Origin of the sequence: Lacrimispora sp., from assembly GCF_036758025.1 — a bacterium.
Classification (GTDB): Bacteria; Bacillota; Clostridia; order Lachnospirales; family Lachnospiraceae; genus Lacrimispora.
The window spans coordinates 22,316-44,433 of sequence record NZ_DAIOXM010000010.1; the positions used below are offsets into that span (position 1 = coordinate 22,316).

Below are 22,118 nucleotides of genomic sequence, written 5' to 3' on the forward strand. Positions count from 1 at the left end.
AACCATGACATTTTGGGAAGATATACTTAAGAATCAAGTTCTGGTGACTTCAGTTGCCGGCTGGCTGGTGGCACAGGTCTTAAAGACGATCATCGACTTAGCCCTTAACAAAAATTTTAATCCGGAGAGGCTGGTAGGTTCCGGGGGAATGCCCAGTTCCCACTCCTCAACGGTATGTGCCTTGACAACCGCCGCTAGTTACCGCTATGGTGTCGGTTCTTTTGAATTTGCGGTCAGCTTTGTTCTGTCTATGATAGTGATGTATGATGCCATGGGAGTCCGCAGAGAGACAGGAAAGCAGGCGAAGCTGCTCAACAGCCTTTTGCTGGAAAATCCCTTAAAGCTCAATGCAGAAATACTCCAGGAGAAATTAAAGGAATATGTGGGGCACACCCCTCTCCAGGTAGCTGCCGGAGCAATTTTGGGAATTTTTCTGGCGCTTTTTATTTCTCAGTATTATTAAAGAGAATTGTAAGAAAGTACCCCTTGATTTCTTAAGATATCTATATTATACTTTAACGAGTTAAAGAAAGGATATCAAAATCGGAGGTAACATGAATACGTCAATTTATCACAGCATAAACTGTTTCTTCCTGTTCAGCTTTCTGGGATATATTCTTGAGTGTATTGTACTCACCTATGAAAATAGAAAGCCGGTGCTGAACCGGGGATTTGGGCATGGCCCATTTTGTATCATATACGGATTCGGAGCCATGGGAGCCATGATCCTTTTACAGCCCCTTGCGGATAATCCGATCCAGCTCTATTTTGCAGCTATGGCTATGGCAACCGTTATGGAGATTGTGACGGCCCGCATGATGATAAGGCTCTTTGGTTCTTTCTGGTGGGATTACAGCCGGAAGTTTATGAATTACAAAGGAATTATCTGTCTGGAGAGCAGCATTGCATGGGGATTTTTAGGTATTTTTTACTTCCGCTTCCTCAATGGTTTTGTCAATGGAGTGGCAGGAAGGATACCTGATGATTTTGAACGGATGGTGGCTTTGAGCCTGTTGGCTTTCTATGTAGCCGACTTCATATACACCATGAGAATGCGTCTTCGCGATGACGAAGATGAGGATGCGTCCATGATCGGACGTCTGAAAGTATATTGATGAAAGGCGGGATTCCATAAGGGTCCCGCTTATTTAATGTTATGGCTTATTGAAAACGGAGGTTTTTATGGATCAGACAGAGAAAGTTGTGCTGGCTTCGGCATCTCCAAGGAGAAAAGAGCTTTTGGCTCAGATCGGAATCACACCGGAGATTGTACCCAGCACCATAGAAGAGAAGATAAGTACAGATGTGCCGGAAGAAGCTGTTATGGAGCTGTCCTGCCAGAAGGCAGAAGATGTGGCCTGTTCCCAGAAGCGGGGAACCTGGGTGATTGGTGCGGATACTGTAGTTGCGGCAGGCGGAGAAATTTTAGGGAAACCGTCCGGTCATGAAGATGCATTTCGCATGATTTCTCTGCTAGAAGGGAAAACCCATCAGGTATACACAGGGGTAACCCTGGTATATTGTGGAGAAAGAGGGCGAAAGACAAGGACATTTGTGGAAAAGACTGATGTTCATTTATATCCTATGTCTTATGAGGAGATCAGAGCCTATGCAGACAGCAAAGAGCCTTTGGACAAGGCCGGAGCTTACGGGATACAGGGAAAATTCGCGGCTTTTATCAAAGGGATTGACGGGGATTACAATAATGTAGTAGGATTACCTGTAGGACGGGTATATCAGGAGCTTAAGAAAATGGCCGAGGAGGAGAGAGAATGATAAAACTGATTGCATCGGATATTGACGGAACTCTGGTAAAGGACGGATGTCATGACATCAATCCGGAGCTTTACGATGTGATTTTAAAATTGAGGGAAAAAGGCATTCAGTTCGCGGCAGCCAGCGGACGCCAGTGGGGCAGTATAGAGTCTATATTTGATCCTATTAAGGAAAAGATATTTTATTTGTCGGATAACGGTGCTTATGTGGGTCTTCACGGCAGAAGCCTTTACACCAATCCCATTGACCGCCAGACTGTTATGGACCTGATCCATGATGTGCGCGGGAAAGAGGGGCTGGAGATCATGCTGAGCGGCCCGGATATCATTTATATGGAAACGAAAAATCAGGATGTTCTGGACTGGATGGTAAACGGCTATAAATTCCGGATTCAGCAGGTAGAGGATTTGACCGCAGTGGATTCGGAATTCATCAAGGTATCCGTATACCGTGAAAATGATGTGGAGTCTCATACCAGGGATTTGCAGGAAAAGTATGGAGACCTTCTGAAGATCACCACAGCAGGCGATATGTGGCTGGACTGCATGAAAAAGGGAATTAACAAGGGGCAGGCCGTGAAGTTGCTTCAGGACAGCCTGGGCATCAAGTCGGAGGAAACTATGGCGTTTGGTGACCAGCTCAATGACGTGGAAATGCTGCAGCAGGCTTATTACAGCTTTGCAGTGGGAAATGCCAGAGAGGAAGTAAAGGCTGCAGCCAAGTTCCAGACTGATACTAATATAAATAATGGAGTTTTAAAAATATTGAAACTGCTGCTGTAGGCAGTGAGGAGAGAGGTATTTATGAGAGGTCAATGCAGACGGGGGGTAAAAGTATTTCTGGCTTCATTGGCAGCAGCGGTTTTCCTGTCCGGATGCAAGTCTGAAATTCCCATTGTTTCTGAAATCCGGGAAACCAAGGCTTATACCATGCCTCAGTCCATGATCGTGGTGGCTACGGAAAGGAACCGGTATCAGCAGCTTTATACCAGCCAGATATGGGGCGTGGAGCTGCCGGTGGGTCAGACCTTTGAAGCCTATTTGGTGGAGCAGGTGAGGGAATTTCTTCATGAGATGAAGAGGCTGAATCTTCTTGCCGGGAGCCGGGGAATTACGTTAAACGGCGGGGAAAAGGAGGAAGCCAGGAAGGCTGCCGAGGAATATTTTGCTTCTTTGACGGAAGAGGATATTTCCTATATGGGAGTGACGGAAGAAGACGTGCGGGTCATGTACGAGGAATACTGTCTGTCCAATAAGGTGGTGGAGGAGCTGACAAAGGATTTGAATCTGGAAATCAGCGACAGCGAAGCCAAGGTAATTGAGGTGGATCAGATTGTTTTATCGGATAGAGCCGTTGCGGAAGAGGTGCTTTTAAAGGCCCAGGCCGAAGGAGCTGACTTCCAGGCCCTTGCCAGGGAATATTCGGAGGAAGGGGTCACCCAGCGGAAGATGGGAAGGGGAGAAGCCCCCGGACCCGGTGAAGAAGCCGCCTTTTCCCTTTCTGTAGGCGCGACCAGCTCTGTGGTGGAGGAAAACGGAAAGTATTATATTTTCCGGTGTGTCAATGATTATGACGAGGAAGCCACCCAGGAGAGAAAAGCCGGCTTGTACCGGGAGCGGAAGAAAGAGGCTTTTGACCAGATATATTCCCGGTTCAAGGAAGAAAAGCCGGTGGTTTTTAACAATGAGATGTGGAAGGATGTAAAGTTTTCCAAGGACGATAAAACTACGACTACAAACTTTTTTGAAATTTATAAGAAGTATTTTTCTGATTGATGAGAACTGAAAAGAAGGACAGTAAAAAGGGGCGTAGTTTACCCCTTTTTTATTGTTCTGTTTTTTATTTCCCCAAGTATGAGCATAAATGCTGATGTACAAATTGACATGGTGATACATATAGAAATAGCAGATTGCCCTGTTCTGTTTGCAAGAAGAACAAGAATTGTCAGGATAAAGAAAATAGATTTTGTTCGTTTTTTAAAGACAGAGCGTTCTGTTTCATCCAGTTTTTTGTTTTCATCCTCCACCGGTGACAGCGCTAATATGATTGTGCCTGACAGAAGAAGGCTGATCATGATGCCGATATTATTCCATGGAGCAAATTTTATAAGGCTGAGTGCCCCAGACAGGAGGACAATAGAAAAAAAGTAGCATTTTGTTGCAGTCCGGGAGTGATATCCTCCTGCATGCGTGCGCAGGAATGCATATGTGACAGTAAAAACAACTCCTTGCCAAAGCATTCCAAACAGACAACTGATTACCATGGCGGTTAAGATGTTAAATAATAAAAGTATTCCCTGCCAGATTCCGTAAGAATATAATTCTTTATCCTCATATTTTATAATCTGATGTAAAACTAATTTTTCAGTTAGTTTATCTGCAAAGCGTTCCATTTGTTCCTCCTTTTTATTCACAAAAGCGGTTATCAGGGGTGTTCATATACGAGTAGTTTCACTGTAAAAACATGGTCAATGGTGCTTATTTGCATGATTCCATGGTATTTTTGTATGACAGCTTCAATGCTTTTTAATCCAAGACCGTGATTCTCCTGATCACCTTTGCGTGTTATAAAAGTTTCATTAGATTTTTTGAAAACGCCATCGAAAGAATTGCTGATTTCAAAGATTAAAACTCCTTTTTTATATTTTATATCGATTTTAATCCATCGGTTCGTCTTCAGCATTGAAACTGCTTCTATGGAATTGTCAAGCAGATTTCCCAGTATTACAGCCAGATCAAAGGAAGAGGTAGAAAGCTTTTCAGGTACTATGATTTTTGTGGTTACTTTGATATTTTCCCTTTCAGCCTGCTGTAATTTAAAGTTGATTATGTTGTCTATATCGCTGTTTCCAGATGCGGACTGTCCATAGTTCCCACAGTATGTTTCGGTCAGCTCTGAAATTCGCATGATTAATTCTTCGCTTTTTCCTGATATTGCAAGATGCTGGATTGGTGAAAGTTTATTTTTTAAATCATGTCTGAAAATTTTGATGTTTTCAAGAGAGGAACTCATCAACTCCATTTGATGCTGGTAATACCTGTTCTGTGCTTCAAGCAATTGTTTATCCATTTGTGCGGACATGAAGCTGGAAATACAATCATACAGATAGAATGTCACAATGTTAATGATAAAAATGATTGCGATACATATGATAACATATGCAGATGGCATTGAACTTCCGGACAAAGTGATGAGAAATAAAATAATTGTCCCAAATGGAACGAAAAATAGGCTCAGCCAGTAAATGAAGGGGAGTGGTTTTCGGCTTTTTACATGATTAAAACCATATGCCAGAAGTACAAAGGCGTAGGAAATAATTCTGATGCTGATGATACCAAATTCTGATTTGTGCTGAAACGATATAAAAAGATTTCTTCCGGGAATATCAGTTAAAAATACGATAATTGTTTCTATACAAGCTAAAGAAATGAACATGATAGAAACTGATAAAATCGATTTCTTTAAGTTGCCATAATAAAAACTGACAAGGACGAAAAACAGTGTGACTGTGGAAATTATTGTAATCAGAGGTATTCTAATATATATATAAATACTGGAGGTAATGAGAAAATAGGCTATATAAAGAAGAGGCTCTATTTTCTTGCTGAATTTAAATTCAGAATAGAAAATGTGGATATATTTATAGATTACGTAGGCCATAAACATTTCTGCAAGGATATAAACCGTTGTGTATTCAATATTCATCTGGATTTTCCACCCTTTCACTCATTTGCAAAGCTCTTATTTCCTGCCTTCTGCCTCTGCTGATTGGAAGTATTGTTCCGTTAGACATAACAATTTCTGAATACCCCAGTATGGAAATATAAGTGCGGTTGATCAGATAGGAACGGTGTATTCTTAAAAATGAATAGTTGGAGACAATGATTAAGATTTCCTCCAGATTTCCATAAAATAAATCCTCTTGATTGGTCATCACAATTCTTATTTTACGGTTCATGCTTTCAAAATATAGAATATTGTTTATTTCTGTTTTATAGGTTTCATTACCCTTTTGATATTCAAAAAATCCGATGGATTTCTTTTTCTTTTCTAATGACAATTATGACAATTCCAGAGAATTGATTACGAATTGAGGATCAATGGGTTTTTCAATAAAATTTAAAGGCTGCACATCGAAGAGTTGTTTGTAGTAGCTGTCTTTCCCTGAAATATATACGATATCGGTTACGTAATCTTTTTTGATTTTCCGGATGTACTGGCCAACTTCGACCCCATTTATTTTCCCTAATTCTATATCAAGATAGATTAAATCGAAAAAGTTCCCTTGATTAAGAAAATGTAAAATACGTTCTCCTGAATAAAAGCAATCTATGCTTACCTTCATGAAATTTTGGTTCGCATAGTTTGTTAAAATATCTTCTACTTGCGTACAGATGAATAAATCATCATCGCATATTGCGATTTTTGTCATATCTCATTTCCCCTTTGTGTTGCGTAGTATTAATAAAATTCTGTATTATTCTTTTATGTTATGAATTTTAACACATTTTTTAAAGTTTGCAATCTATTATGCAATAAATTATTGCTGAATTGCAGCGTAATGGGATATGAATGTGGGAGATTTTGCAATTCACTACATTAAACCATACCATTCATTACATGAGACAAAATATTTTGTAGAATTATGTTATAATCCTGTCAAAAGAGAGAAGGAGGATAATCAGTATGAAAAATATTTTTATTAAATTTGGGGGTATACTGGCAAGCTTGGCATTAATGATTACAACCTTGAATATCAATACGGCTTGTATGGTATTCTCGCATCAGCCTAAACTTCCTGAGAGTGCTAAAAGTTTACGGCGTTTTTAATTATTTCAAGAGAGAAACGTAACTATGTATTCTGATAACGTGAGCAAAGCGCGTTGGTTGGGAAAGAAGTGTAAAAAGTTAATTTAAAGCAAAAGATGTTGAGAGCAGATTTGATTATTGAGACAACCAAGGAAGAAGTTTTTATGTTGAAAAGAGTTTTAGGGATTTTTTGCAGTTATGATGCTATTAGGTTTAAATATGGTTTCTTACGCGTCCAATGATAACGGAAAGATTGAACTAGACAAGTTGGATAAACTGGGAAGTCTTGAAGATATGGCAAATAGTCCAGAGGCTAAGCAGGGCATTGTAACACCTATGTTATGGGCAGGAGAAAAGATACCTCAAGTAACAAGTATTGATTTATATGATTATGGGACTCTTGATAATGGTAATTTTGCTGGCATAATCAGAGTTATGGGATATGGAAAGGAGGATACACGTTTTGATGGAAATAAGATAAGCTATATTGAAAGCACACCGATCGTTCTTTGGGGTACAGGAGCAGATGGTTTTCTTTATTTATATGATTGTGGAAAAATTACATAGTCCAGGACTTATTGGTTTGACACAACATTTACGTCAAGGGAGTATCCATACAAAAAAATGTATTTTTCATATCCATTTAGACTTTAAGAAGAAGTCAATAGGGAGGACTGTTAATGATTATTTCACCTGATTATTTTGCATTAATGCAGAATCCTCATAGGTCAAAGAAAACTTCAGATCATGAAAGTTTTTCAGGTTCTGTTGTGAAAACTTCTGGTAGTGTAGAAAATACGAAAATACCAACTTCCGCAGGCTCTATCCTATATCGTAAAGAAGGAGCAATCTATTCCGGTGGGAATGGAACAGGATTATCCTTTTATCTTGAATATGCAGTGGAATCAACAGAAGAAAATCCAGTAATCATTGCAAGGGGAGTAGATGAAAATCGAAATGAGTTTAAACAAGTGATTTCTGTAAATGATATAAATCCCAGGAATGCCACTCTTGTTGAATTGCAGGCTTTTGCTTCGCACTATAAGCTTGGTAAAAAAATAATGGGACTTAGTTCCTTACCTACAGAAATAAGAAATATAGGGCTTACAGACCGTGTCGATCTTTATAGGGCTTTTGAAAAAGGAATTAAGAATTTTCAAACAGTCGGAAGGTATGATTTAGAAGCACTTTATAAACGAAATTACAACGTTTATTTGGAGGCATTTAAAAGCCTGGAATAATAGAGAGAAGTAAAGAGAAATATTATTTGAAAAGCAAATTAACAAAGGAAGAATATGAGAATCTCTAATAATTTATTACCCGTCTCTTTTTCAATCAATAAAAAGACAGAAACAAAGAAAAACTTTTCTGATATACTTTTAATAAACAGGGACGTGATTGAAAAAAAGGCAGACAACGTTTGGGTTGCTCCGATGAATCAAGGAGAGCCGAAAAAAAAGGAATTGGAAACAGAGTTTGATGATGAACGACTGGCTTATCATTTTGAATATCATACCGGTGAAAAGATATCTACAGAAAAACATATTAATTGGAATAGCCAGGGACTTGGAACATTGACCTCGCAGCAACTGGCTTATCTAAAATCCACTTATGATGTGAAAAATATGGATGGGCAATCCTGCTATAATCTTTTGGCTGACTTAAGCAATATGGGAGTACTGTCAGGTTATGATATTGTCAGACAATATAGGAGTTTTCCAGTTCCAGGAGGCAGAAACCCTGTGGGAAAAGAGGACATCTTAGGGCACAAGGAGGATTTTGAGAAGCTGATAGCCATGGGAAGGGCAGTTCGGCAGCCCGATGGCTCATATGCAGTGAGCAATTCCTTTTTCCTTGGCGGAGATATATTGGAAAACCGACAAATGGCGTATGATTCTATGTCGAGGCGTTTAAGAGCAACGTTGAATACGCCAGAGGGGTTTGACAGCCCATCAGAATATCAAAGAGCAATAGTAGAAGAAAAGGCGGCGTTAGGTGTTTATGAAAAATTTTTGGATATACTCGAACTGATTAAATAAGTTAAACAAAAGCATAAGAAAGTGGGAAAGGAATATGAAAAAAGTTATAGCTATAATCCTGTCAAAAGAGGAAAGGAGGATATCAGTATGAAAAGCATGTTTATTAAATTAGGGGGTATACTGGCAAGTCTGGCATTAATGATAACAACCTTGAATATCAATACAGCTTGTATGGTATTCTCACATCAGCCTAAACTTCCTGAGAATTCTAAACGATTACGGCATTTTTAGAAATTTCAGGCTTTGATTATGGAAGAATTACAGTTGTTAGGGGTGTTTCATTGAGTATTGATATATACAAGGTGAAGGAAATATATTGTTGACACAGAGCATTTTAATAGCGAAGAAGAAGCCGGTTTATTACTGAATATCAATATTGTAAAAAGAGGAGAGAAGACACATGAATGAAAAAACAAGAAAATTGAATATAATGATAATGATTGTAATGATTATATCGATGTTAATAAGTATTACCGCAATGGCGTCTAATGATGGAAAGTACGAAAAAGCATTAAATTACCCAAATGATTTTCAGGTTTCACCTTATTCCAATGGTTATCCCAGTGAGGTTACGATTGATAAGTTAAAACTATATCCTGCCAACGTTGATATACAAAAAGCCTATACAGACGGATATTACACAGTCAATGGACCAACAGCTAACCAGTGGCTGCCTACATATATAGGTACAAAGACAACACAGAATTATAAAGAGAATAATTGTAATGGGTTTTATGTAGTATTGTACACTTCTAACTATCGTGTAGCCAGTCGATATGAAGCCTTAGATGGGTACAATGTTGTAAAAAAAGGGTTTCCAACATGGGAGATTGATTTCTTCATAAGGACTCAATATAAGACTGCAGATGGCAAATATGACTATGCCCGTTGGGAAGTGGATTTTTATGGCAGTACGAATCAGGGATTTCCGCTTTATGGACCTGTTTATATAAAAGCTGATTAAAGGAGAATGAATATGAGAATCTCTAACAATTTATTACCCGTCTCTTCCTCAATCAATAAAAAGACAGAAACAAAGAAAAACTTTTCTGATATACTTTTAATGAACAGGGATATGATTGAAAGAAAGGCAGATAGTGTTCAGACAGCTCTGATGAATCAAGAAGATCCGCAAAAAAAAGAATTAGAAATAGAGTTTGATGATGAACAATTAGCTTCTTACTTCGAATATTATACCGGCGAAAAAATATCTACAGAAAAACATATCAATTGGGAAAGCCAGGGACTTGGAACATTGACTTTGCAGCAGCTGACTTATTTAAAATCCACCTATGATGTGAAAAATATGGATGGACAATCTTGTTATAATCTCCTGTCTGATTTAAGCAATATGGGAGTATTATCAGGTTATGATATTGCCAGGCAATATAAGAGCTTTCCAGTTCCGGGAGACAGAAACCCTGTGGGGGACGATTTTATAAAAGACCAGAAAGACTTTGAAAAACTGGTAGCCATGGGACGGGCAGTTCCTTTACCCCAGGGAGGATATGAAGTATGCAATTCCTTTTTACTTGGTGGAAATATATTGGAAAACCGGCAAATGACTTATGATGCTGCTTCGAGGCGTTTGAGAGCAACGTTGAATACGCCAGATGGTTTTGGCAGTCCATCAGAATATCAAAGGGCAATAGCAGAAGAAAAGAAGGCGTTAGGTGCTTATGAAAAATTTTTGGATATACTCAAACTGATTCAATAGGTTAAACAAAAGTATAACAAAGTGGGAAAAGAATATGAAAAAAGTTATAACTATAATGATGGCAACTTTTTTGCTAATGGCTTTCTTTATTACATCTTTTGCAGCAGAAGATACTCCTGATTTACGAGGTGTATTTACAGATGAAACAGTAGATTTTAATATTAGTGTATCTAAAATTACAAATCCAGTTGAACCTCAGGCATGGCCGGGTTCTGGCGCAGCGGCACAAGTATCTAGTGTTATTATTGAACAGATTGGATTTTTAAATATAGCTGGACATGAAGGAAATGTAGGAATTCTGGTTAAAGTTACAGGACATGGTCGTGATTACGCTAAATATGATAATGTTTCTGTAGATTATTTTCAGCGTGATGGTTTTATATTATCAGGTACATTAGTAGATGGCTGGTATTATCTGTACGATTGTGGAGCACCAACTCTTGGAGGGCATAGATTTGATATCAGATGCGTATCTCACAATTCTCCATATACAGAAAAATCAGCATGGGCAACTTTTAATATTACACCATAACAGTAGATCGGAGGTTAATAGATGAGTATTTTGGGTATAAATTCTCCGGTTTCAAGAATGCAAAATTATGTCTTAAAAGGGAAAGAGGATAGAAATTCATTCGCCTCAAATGATTTTGCGAAAAACGAACAGTTTCAAAAAGTTAATGGAAATCAACATATCACTTTAAGGTTGGGGTATCTGCATAGTGAAGGCAGTCCTTCTTCGGGACAAGAATTGCATATGAAGTATGATGAAAGCTCTACAGAGGATGACCCTATAATGCTTGCAGTCGGAAAAGATAACCAGGGAAAAGAGTTTACTAAAAAAATCCATTTAAATGAATTAGATGTAGAAAATGCCAGCTATGTAGAGATGATTGCTTTAAAAGTGCATTTAAAGCAACAAGGCGACAAAGATGTACGGAATAGTTGTAGTATTCCATTAACAGCTCTTCTCGGCCAACAGGATGTCAATACAAAGTTTAATTTTCAGCAGTATTATAATGATTGGATTTCAGCATTAAAGGATGCTGGGGTAGGACATAATGTGGATATGTATATGAGTGAGTTGGAACGTTATGTTTTTTATTGCCGTATGGAGGATAAATCTGCAATATAAATAATGTAATTCTAAATGTGTTATATGCGATATTTGGTCTTTAATACCATAGTCTACAATTTTAAATTCAATATTTATTTTTACTAAGTAAATAATATGATTTAATAGTTCCTCTGTTGCAGGATATTTTGCAACAGTGGGATTTTTAATAGAAAAATTCAATATCTTGAAAAGTATACTATGTTTCTTTGCTGTAAGGAATAAAAATTAAATAAATAACACCTCTGAAAAAATTCAGTCGCAAAGATAGCGGTGCAAGATTGATGTGAGCAGAATAATGGAAGATATGATTCAGAAGCACCTTATAAATGGAGTTACAGCATTTATTTAGAACTAAATGAATGTTTGATATAATAGCGATTCAAAAAGCAGACCAACAATTTTTGTCGATCTGCTTTGGGGGGATTATATTTGGAAAAAGGCCTCTGCCAGCCTCACAAGGGCTTCCTGATCCCTTGTTCCCATAATCTCCCTTGCAGAGTGCATAGCGAGAATAGGAACGCCTGCATCCACTGTCCGCATGGTCAGAAGGGCGGAAGAAATGCTTCCCAAAGTGGAACCACCTCTCATATCGGAGCGATTGGAGAATTTTTTATAAGGAATATTCTCTTTTCGGCAGATGCTTTCAATGACTCCCGTGCTGGATGCATCCGTAGCGTAGGACTGGCTGGCTGACAGTTTAATGGCTACCCCGTCGCCCATGACAATCTGGTTCTTAATATCACATTTTTCCCCATGATTCGGATGAATGGCGTGGGCCACGTCAAGAGACAGCAAAAATCCGCTCATCAAAACATTTAAAAAGGTTTCTCTGGAATAGCCCAGAGATAAGCAGAGCTTTTCCAGAATACGCTCCATAAGAGCAGAAGAGGCACCCTGCTTGGTATGGCTTCCGATTTCTTCATTATCGTATAGGGCAATGACATTGATGCTGTTTTTGCATGGTTTAGCCATGATGCCCTTTAAGCAGGCCTGTACGGAAGTTAAGTTATCCAGACGGGGAGAGGAGTAAAATTCATTTTGCAGTCCTAAGAGAGTTCCTTCTTCCCGGTTATAGATGTAAATTTCGTAATCTAGAATCTCTTCTTTTTTAACTCCCGCCTCTTTAGCCAGAGCCTCTAAGAAAAAGTGTTCCTTGCTTAACTCTTCCGTAATCCGGGCAATGAGGGGAAGCATGTCGACTTGGGCATTGATGGCAACTCCGTTGTTAGCCTCCCGGTTCATGTGGATGGCCAGGCTGGGAACTGTGAGAAGAGGCCGTGAAAAGTCCACAAACACGGTTTCAGGCTTCATGGGAGATTCCCCTGCCACGCAGACCTTGCCAGCCATGGATAAAGGCCGGTCAAACCAGGTTCCCAGAAGAGGGCCTCCATATACCTCTACATTAAGCTTTCCGTATTCTAGGGAAGTGATCTCAGGGGAGGGCTTTACCTTCAGGCAGGGCCAGTCTGTATGGGAGGCTGCCAGCTTAAGGGCGGGCACTTCTCCCAGCTCTTCCCCTATGGAAAATGCCACCAGGGTGGAATCAAATGCATTTATGTAATAAGATCCGCCCTTTGCCAATCCCCATGGTTCAGCCAGAGGCAGCTCTTTAAAACCTGCAGACGCAAGCTGGTCCGCTGCCGCCATGATGCAGTGATAGGGAGAAACAGATGCGGCAATCAGTGTTTCCAACTCTTTGATATGATTCATAAGGTTCCTCTTTTCCGCCCGAATATCCGGGCTCATTGCTTTTGCTAATATCATATCACAGTATACCACAGAAAAAAACGGTTTGGAATACCGGAGAACAGGGGAAATCCTGCGTTGACAGTCTGGGATGATCCGGTGTATAGTAAACGGGCAGAGATTATAAGAAGGGGAGAATTTGTCATGATCGCATTGAAAATTGAGGACTTAAAGCTCTTTACCTCCAGCTTGTTCGTAGGGGACGTGTTTGACCAGTTTCTTGTTAAAGAAGCTGTTATTACTACATTCAATACCTTTACCATAGATGGGGCCATACGCCCCGGTTACTATTCCGGTGAGGAACTGGAGGAAATGAAAAACGGACAGCTTTCCTCCTGGGCCATGGTAAAGCCCTTTTGTTTTTCCTTGATTAAAGGGAAACGTCTTCCTGTCAGCTTCCAGATCATCCTCCAGATGTCACAGGAAGGAACAGAAGGTTTCCTGGCCTCCCGCCAGCTTCCCTTTGCCCCTGATCAGGTAAAAGGGTTGTATATGAATATCCGTTATGAAGAAGATAAACTTACCTGCGTGACAGGAACCTCTGTTTCCGTCTTTACTCTGGACAAGGCCCTTGATGAGGAATGGGACCAGGCGGCGAAAGGATTTTTAAAGCATCATAGCATTCCATTTATGGAAGAATAGAATTATTAGCACTCGATTCAAATGAGTGCTGATTTTCTATTGACATTTCATTCACAGCGTATTAAAATACTTTTTACAGATATAATTTTCCCAATGAAGCCGGGCGAACCGGGCTTCATTTATGAATCACATGAATAATAGAAAACGTAAGGAGTGTTTTGGTATGGCAAAGACAGGAAGCTTGACAATTAACAGCGAAAATATTTTCCCGATTATTAAGAAATGGCTGTATTCTGATCATGATATTTTTTATCGGGAGCTGGTTTCCAATGGCTGTGATGCCATTACAAAGCTGAAAAAGCTGGAAATCATGGGAGAGTGGCAGAAGCCTGATGATCTGGAGTTTAAGATCGAGATTATTACAGACTCCAATGAAAAATCAATTACATTTAAGGACAACGGCCTTGGTATGACCGCAGAGGAAGTGGAAGAGTACATCAACCAGATCGCTTTTTCCGGTGCCCAGGATTTCCTTGAAAAATATAAGGACAAGGCCAATGAAGACCAGATCATCGGTCATTTTGGACTTGGCTTCTATTCTGCATTCATGGTGGCTGACCGGGTTACCATTGATACTCTTTCCTATAAAGAAGGCGCTGCTCCGGTGCACTGGGAGTCCGACGGCGGAACAGAGTACCAGATGGAGGATGGAGATAAAAAGGAATTTGGTACTTCCATCAAGCTGTATCTCAATGAAGAAAGCCTGGAATTCTGCAACGAATACAGAGCCAAAGAGGTTCTTGAGAAATACTGCTCCTTTATGCCGGTGGCAATTCACTTATCCAGTTCCTCTTCTGAACCTCAGTATGAGACCATTGAAAAGGATGAACTGACCGATAAGGACACTGTGGTGGAAACCATTGTGGAGGAAGCAAAGACCGAGGAAAAAGAGAACGAGAACGGGGAGAAGGAAGTTGTAGAGATATCTCCTGCTAAGGAAAAATATAAGATTAAAAAGCGTCCGGTGCCTGTCAATGACATCAATCCTTTGTGGAATAAGCACCCCAATGAATGTACGGAGGAAGATTATAAAGCTTTCTACCGCAAGGTGTTCCACGATTACAAGGAGCCCCTGTTCTGGATTCACTTAAATATGGATTATCCATTTAATCTGAAGGGAATCCTTTACTTCCCTAAGCTGAACATGAATTACGACAGTCTGGAAGGGACTATTAAGCTGTATAACAGCCAGGTGTTTATTGCAGATAACATCAAGGAAGTAATTCCTGAATTCCTGATGCTGTTAAAGGGTGTGATTGACTGTCCGGACCTGCCTCTTAACGTATCCAGAAGTGCCCTTCAGAACGACGGCTTTGTGAAAAAGATTTCCGATTATATTACAAAGAAGGTGGCTGACAAGCTGACCGGCATGTTTAAGACAGACCGTGAAAATTATGAAAAGTATTGGGATGACATCAATCCATTTATTAAGTTCGGCTGCTTAAAGGATGAGAAGTTTGCTGAGAAGATCAATGATTCTCTCATTTTTAAGAATCTGGAAGGAAAATATTTAACCATTTCCGACTGCCTGGAGGCAAATAAGGAAAAGCACGAAAATCAAATCTTCTACATTACCGATGAAAAAGAGCAGAGCCAGTACATCAATATGTTTAAAGAGGCCGGACTTGATGCGGTTTATTTAACCCATAATATTGACAATCCTTTTGTGGGATATTTGGAGCAGAAAAATGAGAATGTGAAGTTCTTATGCATTAACTCTGACTTATCCGATACCTTCAAGGAAGAGGTGAGCCAGGAAGACCAGGAGGCTATGAAGGGCGATGTGGAAGCTCTGACTGAGTTATTCCGTAAGGTTCTGGGCAAGGAGCACCTTGAGGTGAAGGTGGAGAAGCTGAAAAATGAGAGCCTTTCCTCTATGATCACTGTGTCAGAGGAATCCCGCCGTATGCAGGAAATGATGAAGATGTACACCATGCCTGGAATGGACCCGTCTATGTTCGGGGCAGGAGGAGAAACCCTTGTGCTCAACTACAACAACAAGCTGGTTCAGTATGTGCTGGCAAACAGAGAGGGAACTCATACCAATTCCATCTGCGAGCAGCTTTATGATCTGGCAGCCTTAAGCCATGGTTCCCTGACTCCTGAGCGGATGACAAAATTCATTGCAAGAAGCAATGAACTGATGTTAGTCATGGCAGAAGCATAAATGCTATAATCTTTTCATTTCAGGATATCTTTTTTGTAACTTTTGTGTTATATTAGGTACAAGATTTTGAAATAATGTGATCCCGGACTGGGATCATGCCTACAGGAGGAAACTGGAATGAAAGAAAAAGGGTTGAGAATAAAAAAGATGGTGGCAAAGCTGCTGCTGGTCTTGATGGTGACCCTGTTTGCAGGTGCGGCTCCGGGAACGGCTCTGGTATCCCATGCAGAGGTGGCTGCGGCTGCAGAATCTGCTGCTCCGGCAGCGCAAGGAGTTTTGGAGCAAAATACCGTACTCTTTTTAACTGCCTTTTTCGTTGGCCTGATTCTGCTGATCATATTTGTGGTCGTTGCAGTGGTGTCTTCGATTATGGTCACTGATGATGTATTTTATTCTCAGGAAAACTAATCCCGTCAGAGTGATAAGGACCTGTACCTTGGAAAACTGGTACAGGTTCTTTTTTTGAGGTCAGCCAATTATTCTATTGACATCTGAGTATGGTTTCTCTATAATATATGGTAATGAATACTACATGATAAGTTTCGTGTCAGGAGGAAGAGCGGAGATATGAGCTATAAGATTATTGGGGACAGTTGTCTGGACCTTACGGCAGATTTAAGGAAAGATCCCCACTTTCAGATAATCCCCCTTACTTTACAGGTGGGAAACACTCAGATTATCGATGATGAGACATTTGACCAGAAAAGCTTTCTGGAACTGGTGAAAAGCAGCAGCGAGGCTCCTAAGACAGCATGTCCTTCCCCGGAGCTGTTTAAGGAAGCTTATGAATGCGATGAAGATCAGGTATTTGTCATCACCTTGTCCGAACATTTAAGCGGAACCTATAACAGCGCTGTTCTGGGAAAAAAGCTTTATGAGGAAGAGCATGGAAATGACGGGAAAAAGATTGCAGTGCTGGGCTCTGATTCCGCCTCATCCGGTGAGTTAAACATTGCCCTTTACGTTCAGTCTCTTTGTCAGGCTTCCCTGCCCTTTGAAGAAATCGAGAAAAAGGCCAGGACCTTCATTAAGAATATGAAGACCTATTTTGTGCTGGAGAGCCTGGATACCTTGAGAAAGAACGGGCGCCTGACAGGACTTCAGGCCTTCTTTGCCACTGCCTTAAATATTAAACCTGTTATGGGGGCTGAAGCCGGCGTGATCGTAAAGCTGGATCAGGCCAGAGGAATTAACAAGGCTTTGGGCCGGATGGTGGAGCTGGCTATGAAAGATACGAAAGACACCAGGGATAGGGTTTTAGTGATTGCCCATTGCAATAATCCGGAACGGGCGGAATACGTAAAACAGGAAATGATCAAGCAGGCTGTGTTTAAAGATGTGATCATTACAGAAACCGCAGGAGTGGCTACGGTCTATGCCAATGAAGGCGGAATTATCATGACGCTTTAAAGAAATTGATTATATTTATGCTCTGTTCAGGCAGGGGATGAATATAATCAATTTTGCATAATAAATGCTTTACAAACATGGATAAATATGTTAAAATGTATAAAAATAAGAGTTTGACTGGGTGCAACTGTAATTTAACGTGCAGGCATAACTGGTCGTATTTATACGCTTGCTCAGGCAAGGTATAAGTATGACCAGTTTTTTTATTACAGAAAACGGGGAAGTCTATGGTAGTGAAACAGGTATTGGGAAATAACATAGTCAGTTCATGGGATTCAAATGGACAGGAAGTCCTGCTCATGGGAAAAGGGATCGGTTTTTCCGTAAAGCCAGGAAGCCCGGTGGATGAATCGAAGATATCAAAAACCTTCTTTTTAAGGACCCAGGAAATGAACCGGTTTGCAGAGCTGGTAGCAAAGCTTCCGGAATCACATATCCGCTGTGCCGGAAGGATTATTTCCTATGCAAAGGAAACCTTGGGTAAAAAACTGAATGATAACATTTATATTACTTTGACGGATCACTTAAACTTTGCCATTGAAAGAAAAAAACAGGGAATTGAATTTAAAAATGCGCTGCTGTGGGAAATTAAGAAATTTTATCATCAGGAGTATGAGATTGGGCTGGAAGCCTTAAGGATCATAAAGGACAGGCTTGGCGTGGAACTGTCAGAGGATGAAGCCGGATATATTGCCCTGCATATGGTGAATGCAGAACTGGATACCAATATGAAGGAATCTACAGAGATTCCCCAGATGATCCAGGATATCTTAAACATCGTCCGTTACCACTTTGGAATTTCCCTGGATGAAGAGACTTTGTCCTATGAACGGTTTGTGACACATTTGAAATTTTTCGTTCACCGGGCAGTGAGAAAACGGTATTATGGGACAGAGGATATGGAGTTCTGCTATATGATCTACCGGCAGTATTCGGAAGCATACCAATGCGCCTTAAAGGTGAATACATATATGGAAAAAAAGATGGATTACCGGCTTACAGATGAGGAGATTATGTACCTGACGGTCCATATCAAGAGAATTATTCAGGAAAATACAAGTGAGCAGGAATAAAAGGTGAGAAATCATTCGGGAGAAGGCCAATCCAGGAATGTATTTATAAAAACAGCGGGCTTTATTGTATCCGGATAACAAGGTCTGCAGTAAAAGATCATAAGGAGGATGAGATATGGCAAGTAAATATGATGGATTAGCAAGAATTATTATCCAGAATGTAGGGGGAAAGTCCAACGTTATCAGTCTGACCCACTGCATCACCAGACTGCGTTTTAAATTAAAGGATGAGTCTAAAGCCAATACAGAGGTCTTAAAAAACACCAGCGGAATTGTGACGGTTATGCAGAGCGGCGGCCAGTATCAGGTAGTCATAGGCAACCACGTTCCGGATGTATATGCGGTAGTATGTGAAATCGGAGGATTCGGAGGGGATCAGCCGGATTCGGAAGCAGCAAAATCGGACGAGCCTCAAAAGCTGTTTACCATGCTTCTGGATACTCTTTCGGGCGTTTTTCAGCCTATTTTAAGTGTATTCTGTGCCACCGGATTGATAAAAGGAATTCTGGCGATTCTGACCTTTACGGGGGTTCTTTCTCCAACAGACGGAACTTATCAGCTTCTGTTTGCAGTGGGAGACGGATTCTTCTATTACCTGCCTGTAATCCTTGGCTATACCTCAGCAAGGAAATTTGGGTTAAATCCCTTTACCGGAATTGCTTTGGGGTGTGCTCTTATATATCCCAAGGTTACCGGCCTCACATCAAACGAGGTGATGCAGGTCTTATTTGAAGGCAGCATGTTCGAGTCCAACGTCTATGCAACGTTTCTCAAGATACCTGTTATTATGCCGAAAGCGGGCTACCCGTCTTCAGTCGTGCCCATCGTGCTGTCAGTTTACGTTGCATCAAAGATAGAAAACATGTGGAAAAAGGTGGTTCCTGATGTAGTAAAGAACTTTTTGGTTCCCACTCTCACCCTTTTGGTGGCAGCACCCGTCACCTTTGTGGCAGTGGGCCCCATAGCCAACTCCATAGCAGCTCTCATTGGTTTTGCAACTCAGGCAGCTTATGACGCCAGTCCTGTATTGGAGGGTCTGATCGTAGGTGCGTTCTGGCAGGTACTGGTTATCTTCGGCCTGCACTGGGGATTGATTCCCGTTTATATTATGAACTTAAGTACCCAGGGTTATGACAGCTTTATGCAGCCCTACTTTGCAGCTTCCTTTGCCCAGACTGCCGCAGTCATTGCAGTTCTTATGAAGACAAAGGATAAGAATTTCAAAGCCCTTTGTATTCCCGCAGCTATTTCCGGCCTTTTCGGAGTGACGGAGCCTGCTATTTACGGTATTACCCTTCCAAAGAAAAAACCCTTTATCATTTCCTGTATCGGAGCAGCCATAGGCGGAGCTATTATTGGACTTGGAAATGTAAAGAAATATTCCTCAGGTGCTTTGGGCATCTTCGGATTTGTGACCTTTATTAATCCCGAGAACAATGACACCTCCAGCATTCCCTGGGTGGCAGCAGGCGTTGTGGTTGCTTCCATTATTGCATTTGTTCTCTGCTTTATGCTGTATCATGAGGAGGTCAAGGAGGAGGTCAAGGCAGGGGAGCTTGTACCATCCAACCCAGGCGTGAAAAAAATAACCCTTGTAAGCCCGTTGAAAGGAAAGATTGTGCCTTTGGATCAGGTGGAGGATGCGGCATTTTCCTCCGGCGTACTGGGTCAGGGAGTGGCGATTCTGCCGGAAGAAGGTGTGCTGTATGCACCGGCAGACGGAGAGATCACAGCTCTTTTCCCCACAGGACATGCCATTGGAATGATGAGCGCAAACGGCGCAGAGGTGCTGATCCATGTGGGTATGGATACGGTACAGTTGGAAGGAAAAGGATTTACCGTACTGACTGCAGTGGGAGATCATGTGAAAAAGGGACAGGAGCTGCTGAGGTTTGACTTAGATGTGATCCGGGAGGCCGGATATTCAGCCGTAACACCGATTCTGGTTTCCAATTCTGCTGTATTTACCGATGTAATTGCGACAGACGACGGACAGGTGGGTGTGGGAGATACCCTGATTACCATTTTATAGGAGCCTAAAGGAAAGGATGAGGAATATGAGAAAAGACTTTTTGTGGGGAGGAGCCACTGCAGCAAATCAGTGTGAAGGCGGCTGGAAAGAAGGAAACCGCGGAATGGCAATTGTGGATATGATTCCGTGGGGAGAAAACCGTTTCCCGGTTATGCGGGGAGAGATGGATTACAAAGCTCTGCCGGAGGATTCCTATTTTCCTGGCAGAGAAGCCATTGACATGTACAGCCATTATAAAGAAGATATTGCTTTATTTGCGGAAATGGGATTTAAATGCTACCGTTTTTCCTTTTCCTGGTCCCGTATTTTCCCTTCGGGAGAAGAAGAGACTCCTAATGAAGAAGGTCTGAAGTTTTACGGGGATTTTATTGATGAGCTTTTAAAATATGGGATCGAACCGGTTGTAACCATCTGCCATTTTGATATTCCCCTGGCTTTGGTGGAGAAATACGGTTCCTGGAAGAGCCGTAAGGTCATTGACTGCTATGTGAAATACTGTGATGCCATTTTTAACCGTTTTAAGGATAAGGTGACTTACTGGATTACATTTAATGAGATCAACATGCTTCTTCATCTGCCCTTTATGGGGGCCGGAATCCAGTTTGCAGAGGGAGAGGACCCAAGGCTGGTGAAATATCAGGCGGCCCATAACGAGCTGGTGGCCTCTGCCATGGCAACCCGGCTGGGGCACCAGATCAACCCGGCTTTCAAGTTCGGCTGCATGCTGGCCGCAGGAAACTTTTATCCCTATAGCTGCAACCCAGAGGATGTTTGGGAAAGTCTGGGAAAAGACAGGGAAAATTATTTCTTTATTGACGTACAGGCCAGGGGAGAATATCCCGCTTATGCCAAGAAGCTGTTTGAAAGGGAGGGCATAGCCCTTGAGACAGGACCTGATGATCATAAGATTCTGAAGGAAAATACGGTGGATTTCATATCCTTCAGCTATTATTCTTCCCGGTGTGCCAGCACATCTGAGGAAGTCATTGCAAAATCCACATCAGGCAATGTGATGAAAAGCATCCGCAATCCTCATTTAAAGGTATCTGAATGGGGCTGGCAGATCGACCCTCTCGGGCTGAGAATTACACTGAATACCTTATACGACCGGTATCAGAAGCCGTTGTTTATCGTGGAAAACGGCCTCGGTGCAGTGGATCAGGTGGAAGAGGACGGAAGCATTTCCGATGATTACCGGATCGAATATCTGGAGGCTCATATAAAGGAAATGATGAAAGCCGTGGATGAGGATGGGGCGGATTTGCTGGGATATACCCCCTGGGGCTGTATTGATTTAGTCAGCGCTTCTACTGGAGAGATGAAGAAACGGTACGGCTTTATATACGTGGATAAGGACAACCAGGGAAAGGGAACCTTAACACGAAGCAGGAAAAAATCTTTTGAGTGGTACAAACATGTTATTGCGACCAATGGCGGAATTTTAAAATAAAAGAAATCCAATGGAAAGAATTCTGATTTCTGTAAAAGAGTTGATGACAATTTGACAAATAATGGGAACCATTGTAAGATAAAGAACGAAAATATATTTTCCAGTATGTGGAAAAGGTAATGAAAAATGTAGAACCATGTCAA

General features: G+C 41.1%; 26 protein-coding genes. 21 read left to right on the forward strand and 5 right to left on the reverse strand.

Annotation, left to right across the window (positions count from 1 at the left end; genetic code table 11):
- The first annotated feature begins 4 nt into the window (after positions 1–4).
- From V7M78_RS10225 to V7M78_RS10245, 5 genes are all read left to right on the forward strand, one after another.
- Positions 5–463, forward strand: coding sequence for a divergent PAP2 family protein (locus V7M78_RS10225; RefSeq protein ID WP_333649100.1), 459 nt, complete (start codon positions 5–7; stop codon positions 461–463).
- Positions 464–554: 91 nt separating this feature from the next.
- Complete coding sequence (locus tag V7M78_RS10230; protein ID WP_333649102.1) at positions 555–1,115, forward strand: putative ABC transporter permease; 561 nt, start codon at positions 555–557, stop codon at positions 1,113–1,115.
- A gap of 67 nt (positions 1,116–1,182) precedes the next feature.
- Positions 1,183–1,776 (forward strand): Maf family protein, encoded by a 594-nt coding sequence (locus V7M78_RS10235; protein ID WP_333649104.1) that lies wholly within the window; start codon positions 1,183–1,185, stop codon positions 1,774–1,776.
- The gene (locus V7M78_RS10240) at positions 1,773–2,558 is read left to right on the forward strand and encodes an HAD family hydrolase (protein ID WP_333649106.1); all 786 of its coding nucleotides are present in this window, start codon (positions 1,773–1,775) and stop codon (positions 2,556–2,558) included. The genes V7M78_RS10235 and V7M78_RS10240 overlap by 4 nt, the downstream gene beginning before the upstream one ends.
- Positions 2,559–2,579: 21 nt before the next feature.
- A complete protein-coding gene (locus V7M78_RS10245) occupies positions 2,580–3,551 on the forward strand; it encodes a peptidylprolyl isomerase (protein ID WP_333649108.1) in 972 nt (323 codons plus the stop codon).
- Between the two features lie 38 nt (positions 3,552–3,589).
- Here V7M78_RS10245 and V7M78_RS10250 read toward each other — a convergent pair whose 3' ends face one another.
- Genes V7M78_RS10250 through V7M78_RS10265 form a run of 4 tightly spaced genes read right to left on the reverse strand, consistent with a single transcriptional unit; the run spans position 3,590 to position 6,208 of the window.
- Positions 3,590–4,168 (reverse strand): accessory gene regulator ArgB-like protein, encoded by a 579-nt coding sequence (locus V7M78_RS10250; protein ID WP_333649110.1) that lies wholly within the window; start codon positions 4,166–4,168, stop codon positions 3,590–3,592.
- 32 nt (positions 4,169–4,200) lie between these two features.
- Positions 4,201–5,481 (reverse strand): GHKL domain-containing protein, encoded by a 1,281-nt coding sequence (locus V7M78_RS10255; protein WP_333649112.1) that lies wholly within the window; start codon positions 5,479–5,481, stop codon positions 4,201–4,203.
- Positions 5,471–5,836, reverse strand: a complete 366-nt coding sequence (locus V7M78_RS10260; protein ID WP_333649114.1) for a LytR/AlgR family response regulator transcription factor — start codon at positions 5,834–5,836, stop codon at positions 5,471–5,473. Before V7M78_RS10260 ends, V7M78_RS10255 begins: the two co-directional genes overlap by 11 nt.
- A complete protein-coding gene (locus tag V7M78_RS10265) occupies positions 5,837–6,208 on the reverse strand; it encodes a LytR/AlgR family response regulator transcription factor (RefSeq protein ID WP_333649116.1) in 372 nt (123 codons plus the stop codon).
- 254 nt (positions 6,209–6,462) lie between these two features.
- Between V7M78_RS10265 and V7M78_RS10270 the strand changes: the two genes are divergently transcribed.
- The 9 genes from V7M78_RS10270 to V7M78_RS10310 all read left to right on the forward strand — a co-directional run bounded on the left by V7M78_RS10270 (position 6,463) and on the right by V7M78_RS10310 (position 11,473).
- Entirely contained in the window at positions 6,463–6,606 is a 144-nt protein-coding gene (locus tag V7M78_RS10270; RefSeq protein ID WP_333649118.1) for a cyclic lactone autoinducer peptide, read from the forward strand.
- A 177-nt stretch (positions 6,607–6,783) separates the two neighbouring features.
- Entirely contained in the window at positions 6,784–7,152 is a 369-nt protein-coding gene (locus V7M78_RS10275) for a hypothetical protein (RefSeq protein WP_333649120.1), read from the forward strand.
- 113 nt (positions 7,153–7,265) lie between these two features.
- Positions 7,266–7,826 carry a hypothetical protein gene (locus V7M78_RS10280; RefSeq protein ID WP_333649122.1) on the forward strand — a complete coding sequence of 187 codons (561 nt, stop codon included), beginning with the start codon at positions 7,266–7,268 and terminating at the stop codon, positions 7,824–7,826.
- A gap of 54 nt (positions 7,827–7,880) precedes the next feature.
- Complete coding sequence (locus tag V7M78_RS10285; RefSeq protein WP_333649124.1) at positions 7,881–8,624, forward strand: hypothetical protein; 744 nt, start codon at positions 7,881–7,883, stop codon at positions 8,622–8,624.
- A gap of 96 nt (positions 8,625–8,720) precedes the next feature.
- On the forward strand, positions 8,721–8,855 hold the full coding sequence (locus tag V7M78_RS10290; protein WP_333649320.1) for a cyclic lactone autoinducer peptide: 135 nt from the start codon (positions 8,721–8,723) through the stop codon (positions 8,853–8,855).
- Positions 8,856–9,024: 169 nt separating this feature from the next.
- Positions 9,025–9,588 carry a hypothetical protein gene (locus V7M78_RS10295; RefSeq protein WP_333649126.1) on the forward strand — a complete coding sequence of 188 codons (564 nt, stop codon included), beginning with the start codon at positions 9,025–9,027 and terminating at the stop codon, positions 9,586–9,588.
- Positions 9,589–9,600: 12 nt separating this feature from the next.
- Entirely contained in the window at positions 9,601–10,341 is a 741-nt protein-coding gene (locus V7M78_RS10300) for a hypothetical protein (RefSeq protein WP_333649128.1), read from the forward strand.
- A gap of 34 nt (positions 10,342–10,375) precedes the next feature.
- Positions 10,376–10,873 carry a hypothetical protein gene (locus tag V7M78_RS10305; protein WP_333649130.1) on the forward strand — a complete coding sequence of 166 codons (498 nt, stop codon included), beginning with the start codon at positions 10,376–10,378 and terminating at the stop codon, positions 10,871–10,873.
- Positions 10,874–10,894: 21 nt separating this feature from the next.
- Complete coding sequence (locus V7M78_RS10310) at positions 10,895–11,473, forward strand: hypothetical protein (RefSeq protein WP_333649132.1); 579 nt, start codon at positions 10,895–10,897, stop codon at positions 11,471–11,473.
- 405 nt (positions 11,474–11,878) lie between these two features.
- Here the strand turns inward: V7M78_RS10310 and V7M78_RS10315 are convergent, their stop codons facing one another.
- A complete protein-coding gene (locus V7M78_RS10315; protein WP_333649134.1) occupies positions 11,879–13,165 on the reverse strand; it encodes a M18 family aminopeptidase in 1,287 nt (428 codons plus the stop codon).
- A 180-nt stretch (positions 13,166–13,345) separates the two neighbouring features.
- On the opposite strand from V7M78_RS10315, the gene V7M78_RS10320 reads away from it, so the two are divergent.
- The 7 genes from V7M78_RS10320 to V7M78_RS10350 all read left to right on the forward strand — a co-directional run bounded on the left by V7M78_RS10320 (position 13,346) and on the right by V7M78_RS10350 (position 21,975).
- Positions 13,346–13,843 carry a DUF5721 family protein gene (locus V7M78_RS10320; protein WP_333649136.1) on the forward strand — a complete coding sequence of 166 codons (498 nt, stop codon included), beginning with the start codon at positions 13,346–13,348 and terminating at the stop codon, positions 13,841–13,843.
- A 163-nt stretch (positions 13,844–14,006) separates the two neighbouring features.
- Positions 14,007–16,010: a molecular chaperone HtpG gene (gene htpG, locus V7M78_RS10325; RefSeq protein WP_333649138.1), complete on the forward strand. Its 2,004-nt coding sequence runs from the start codon at positions 14,007–14,009 to the stop codon at positions 16,008–16,010.
- A 117-nt stretch (positions 16,011–16,127) separates the two neighbouring features.
- Complete coding sequence (locus tag V7M78_RS10330) at positions 16,128–16,418, forward strand: sulfate transporter (RefSeq protein ID WP_333649140.1); 291 nt, start codon at positions 16,128–16,130, stop codon at positions 16,416–16,418.
- 159 nt (positions 16,419–16,577) lie between these two features.
- Positions 16,578–17,420, forward strand: a complete 843-nt coding sequence (locus V7M78_RS10335; RefSeq protein ID WP_333649142.1) for a DegV family protein — start codon at positions 16,578–16,580, stop codon at positions 17,418–17,420.
- Between the two features lie 227 nt (positions 17,421–17,647).
- A complete protein-coding gene (gene licT / locus V7M78_RS10340; protein WP_333649144.1) occupies positions 17,648–18,493 on the forward strand; it encodes a BglG family transcription antiterminator LicT in 846 nt (281 codons plus the stop codon).
- Between the two features lie 115 nt (positions 18,494–18,608).
- Entirely contained in the window at positions 18,609–20,525 is a 1,917-nt protein-coding gene (locus V7M78_RS10345) for a beta-glucoside-specific PTS transporter subunit IIABC (protein WP_333649146.1), read from the forward strand.
- Between the two features lie 16 nt (positions 20,526–20,541).
- On the forward strand, positions 20,542–21,975 hold the full coding sequence (locus tag V7M78_RS10350) for a 6-phospho-beta-glucosidase (protein ID WP_333649148.1): 1,434 nt from the start codon (positions 20,542–20,544) through the stop codon (positions 21,973–21,975).
- Positions 21,976–22,118 lie beyond the last annotated feature (143 nt).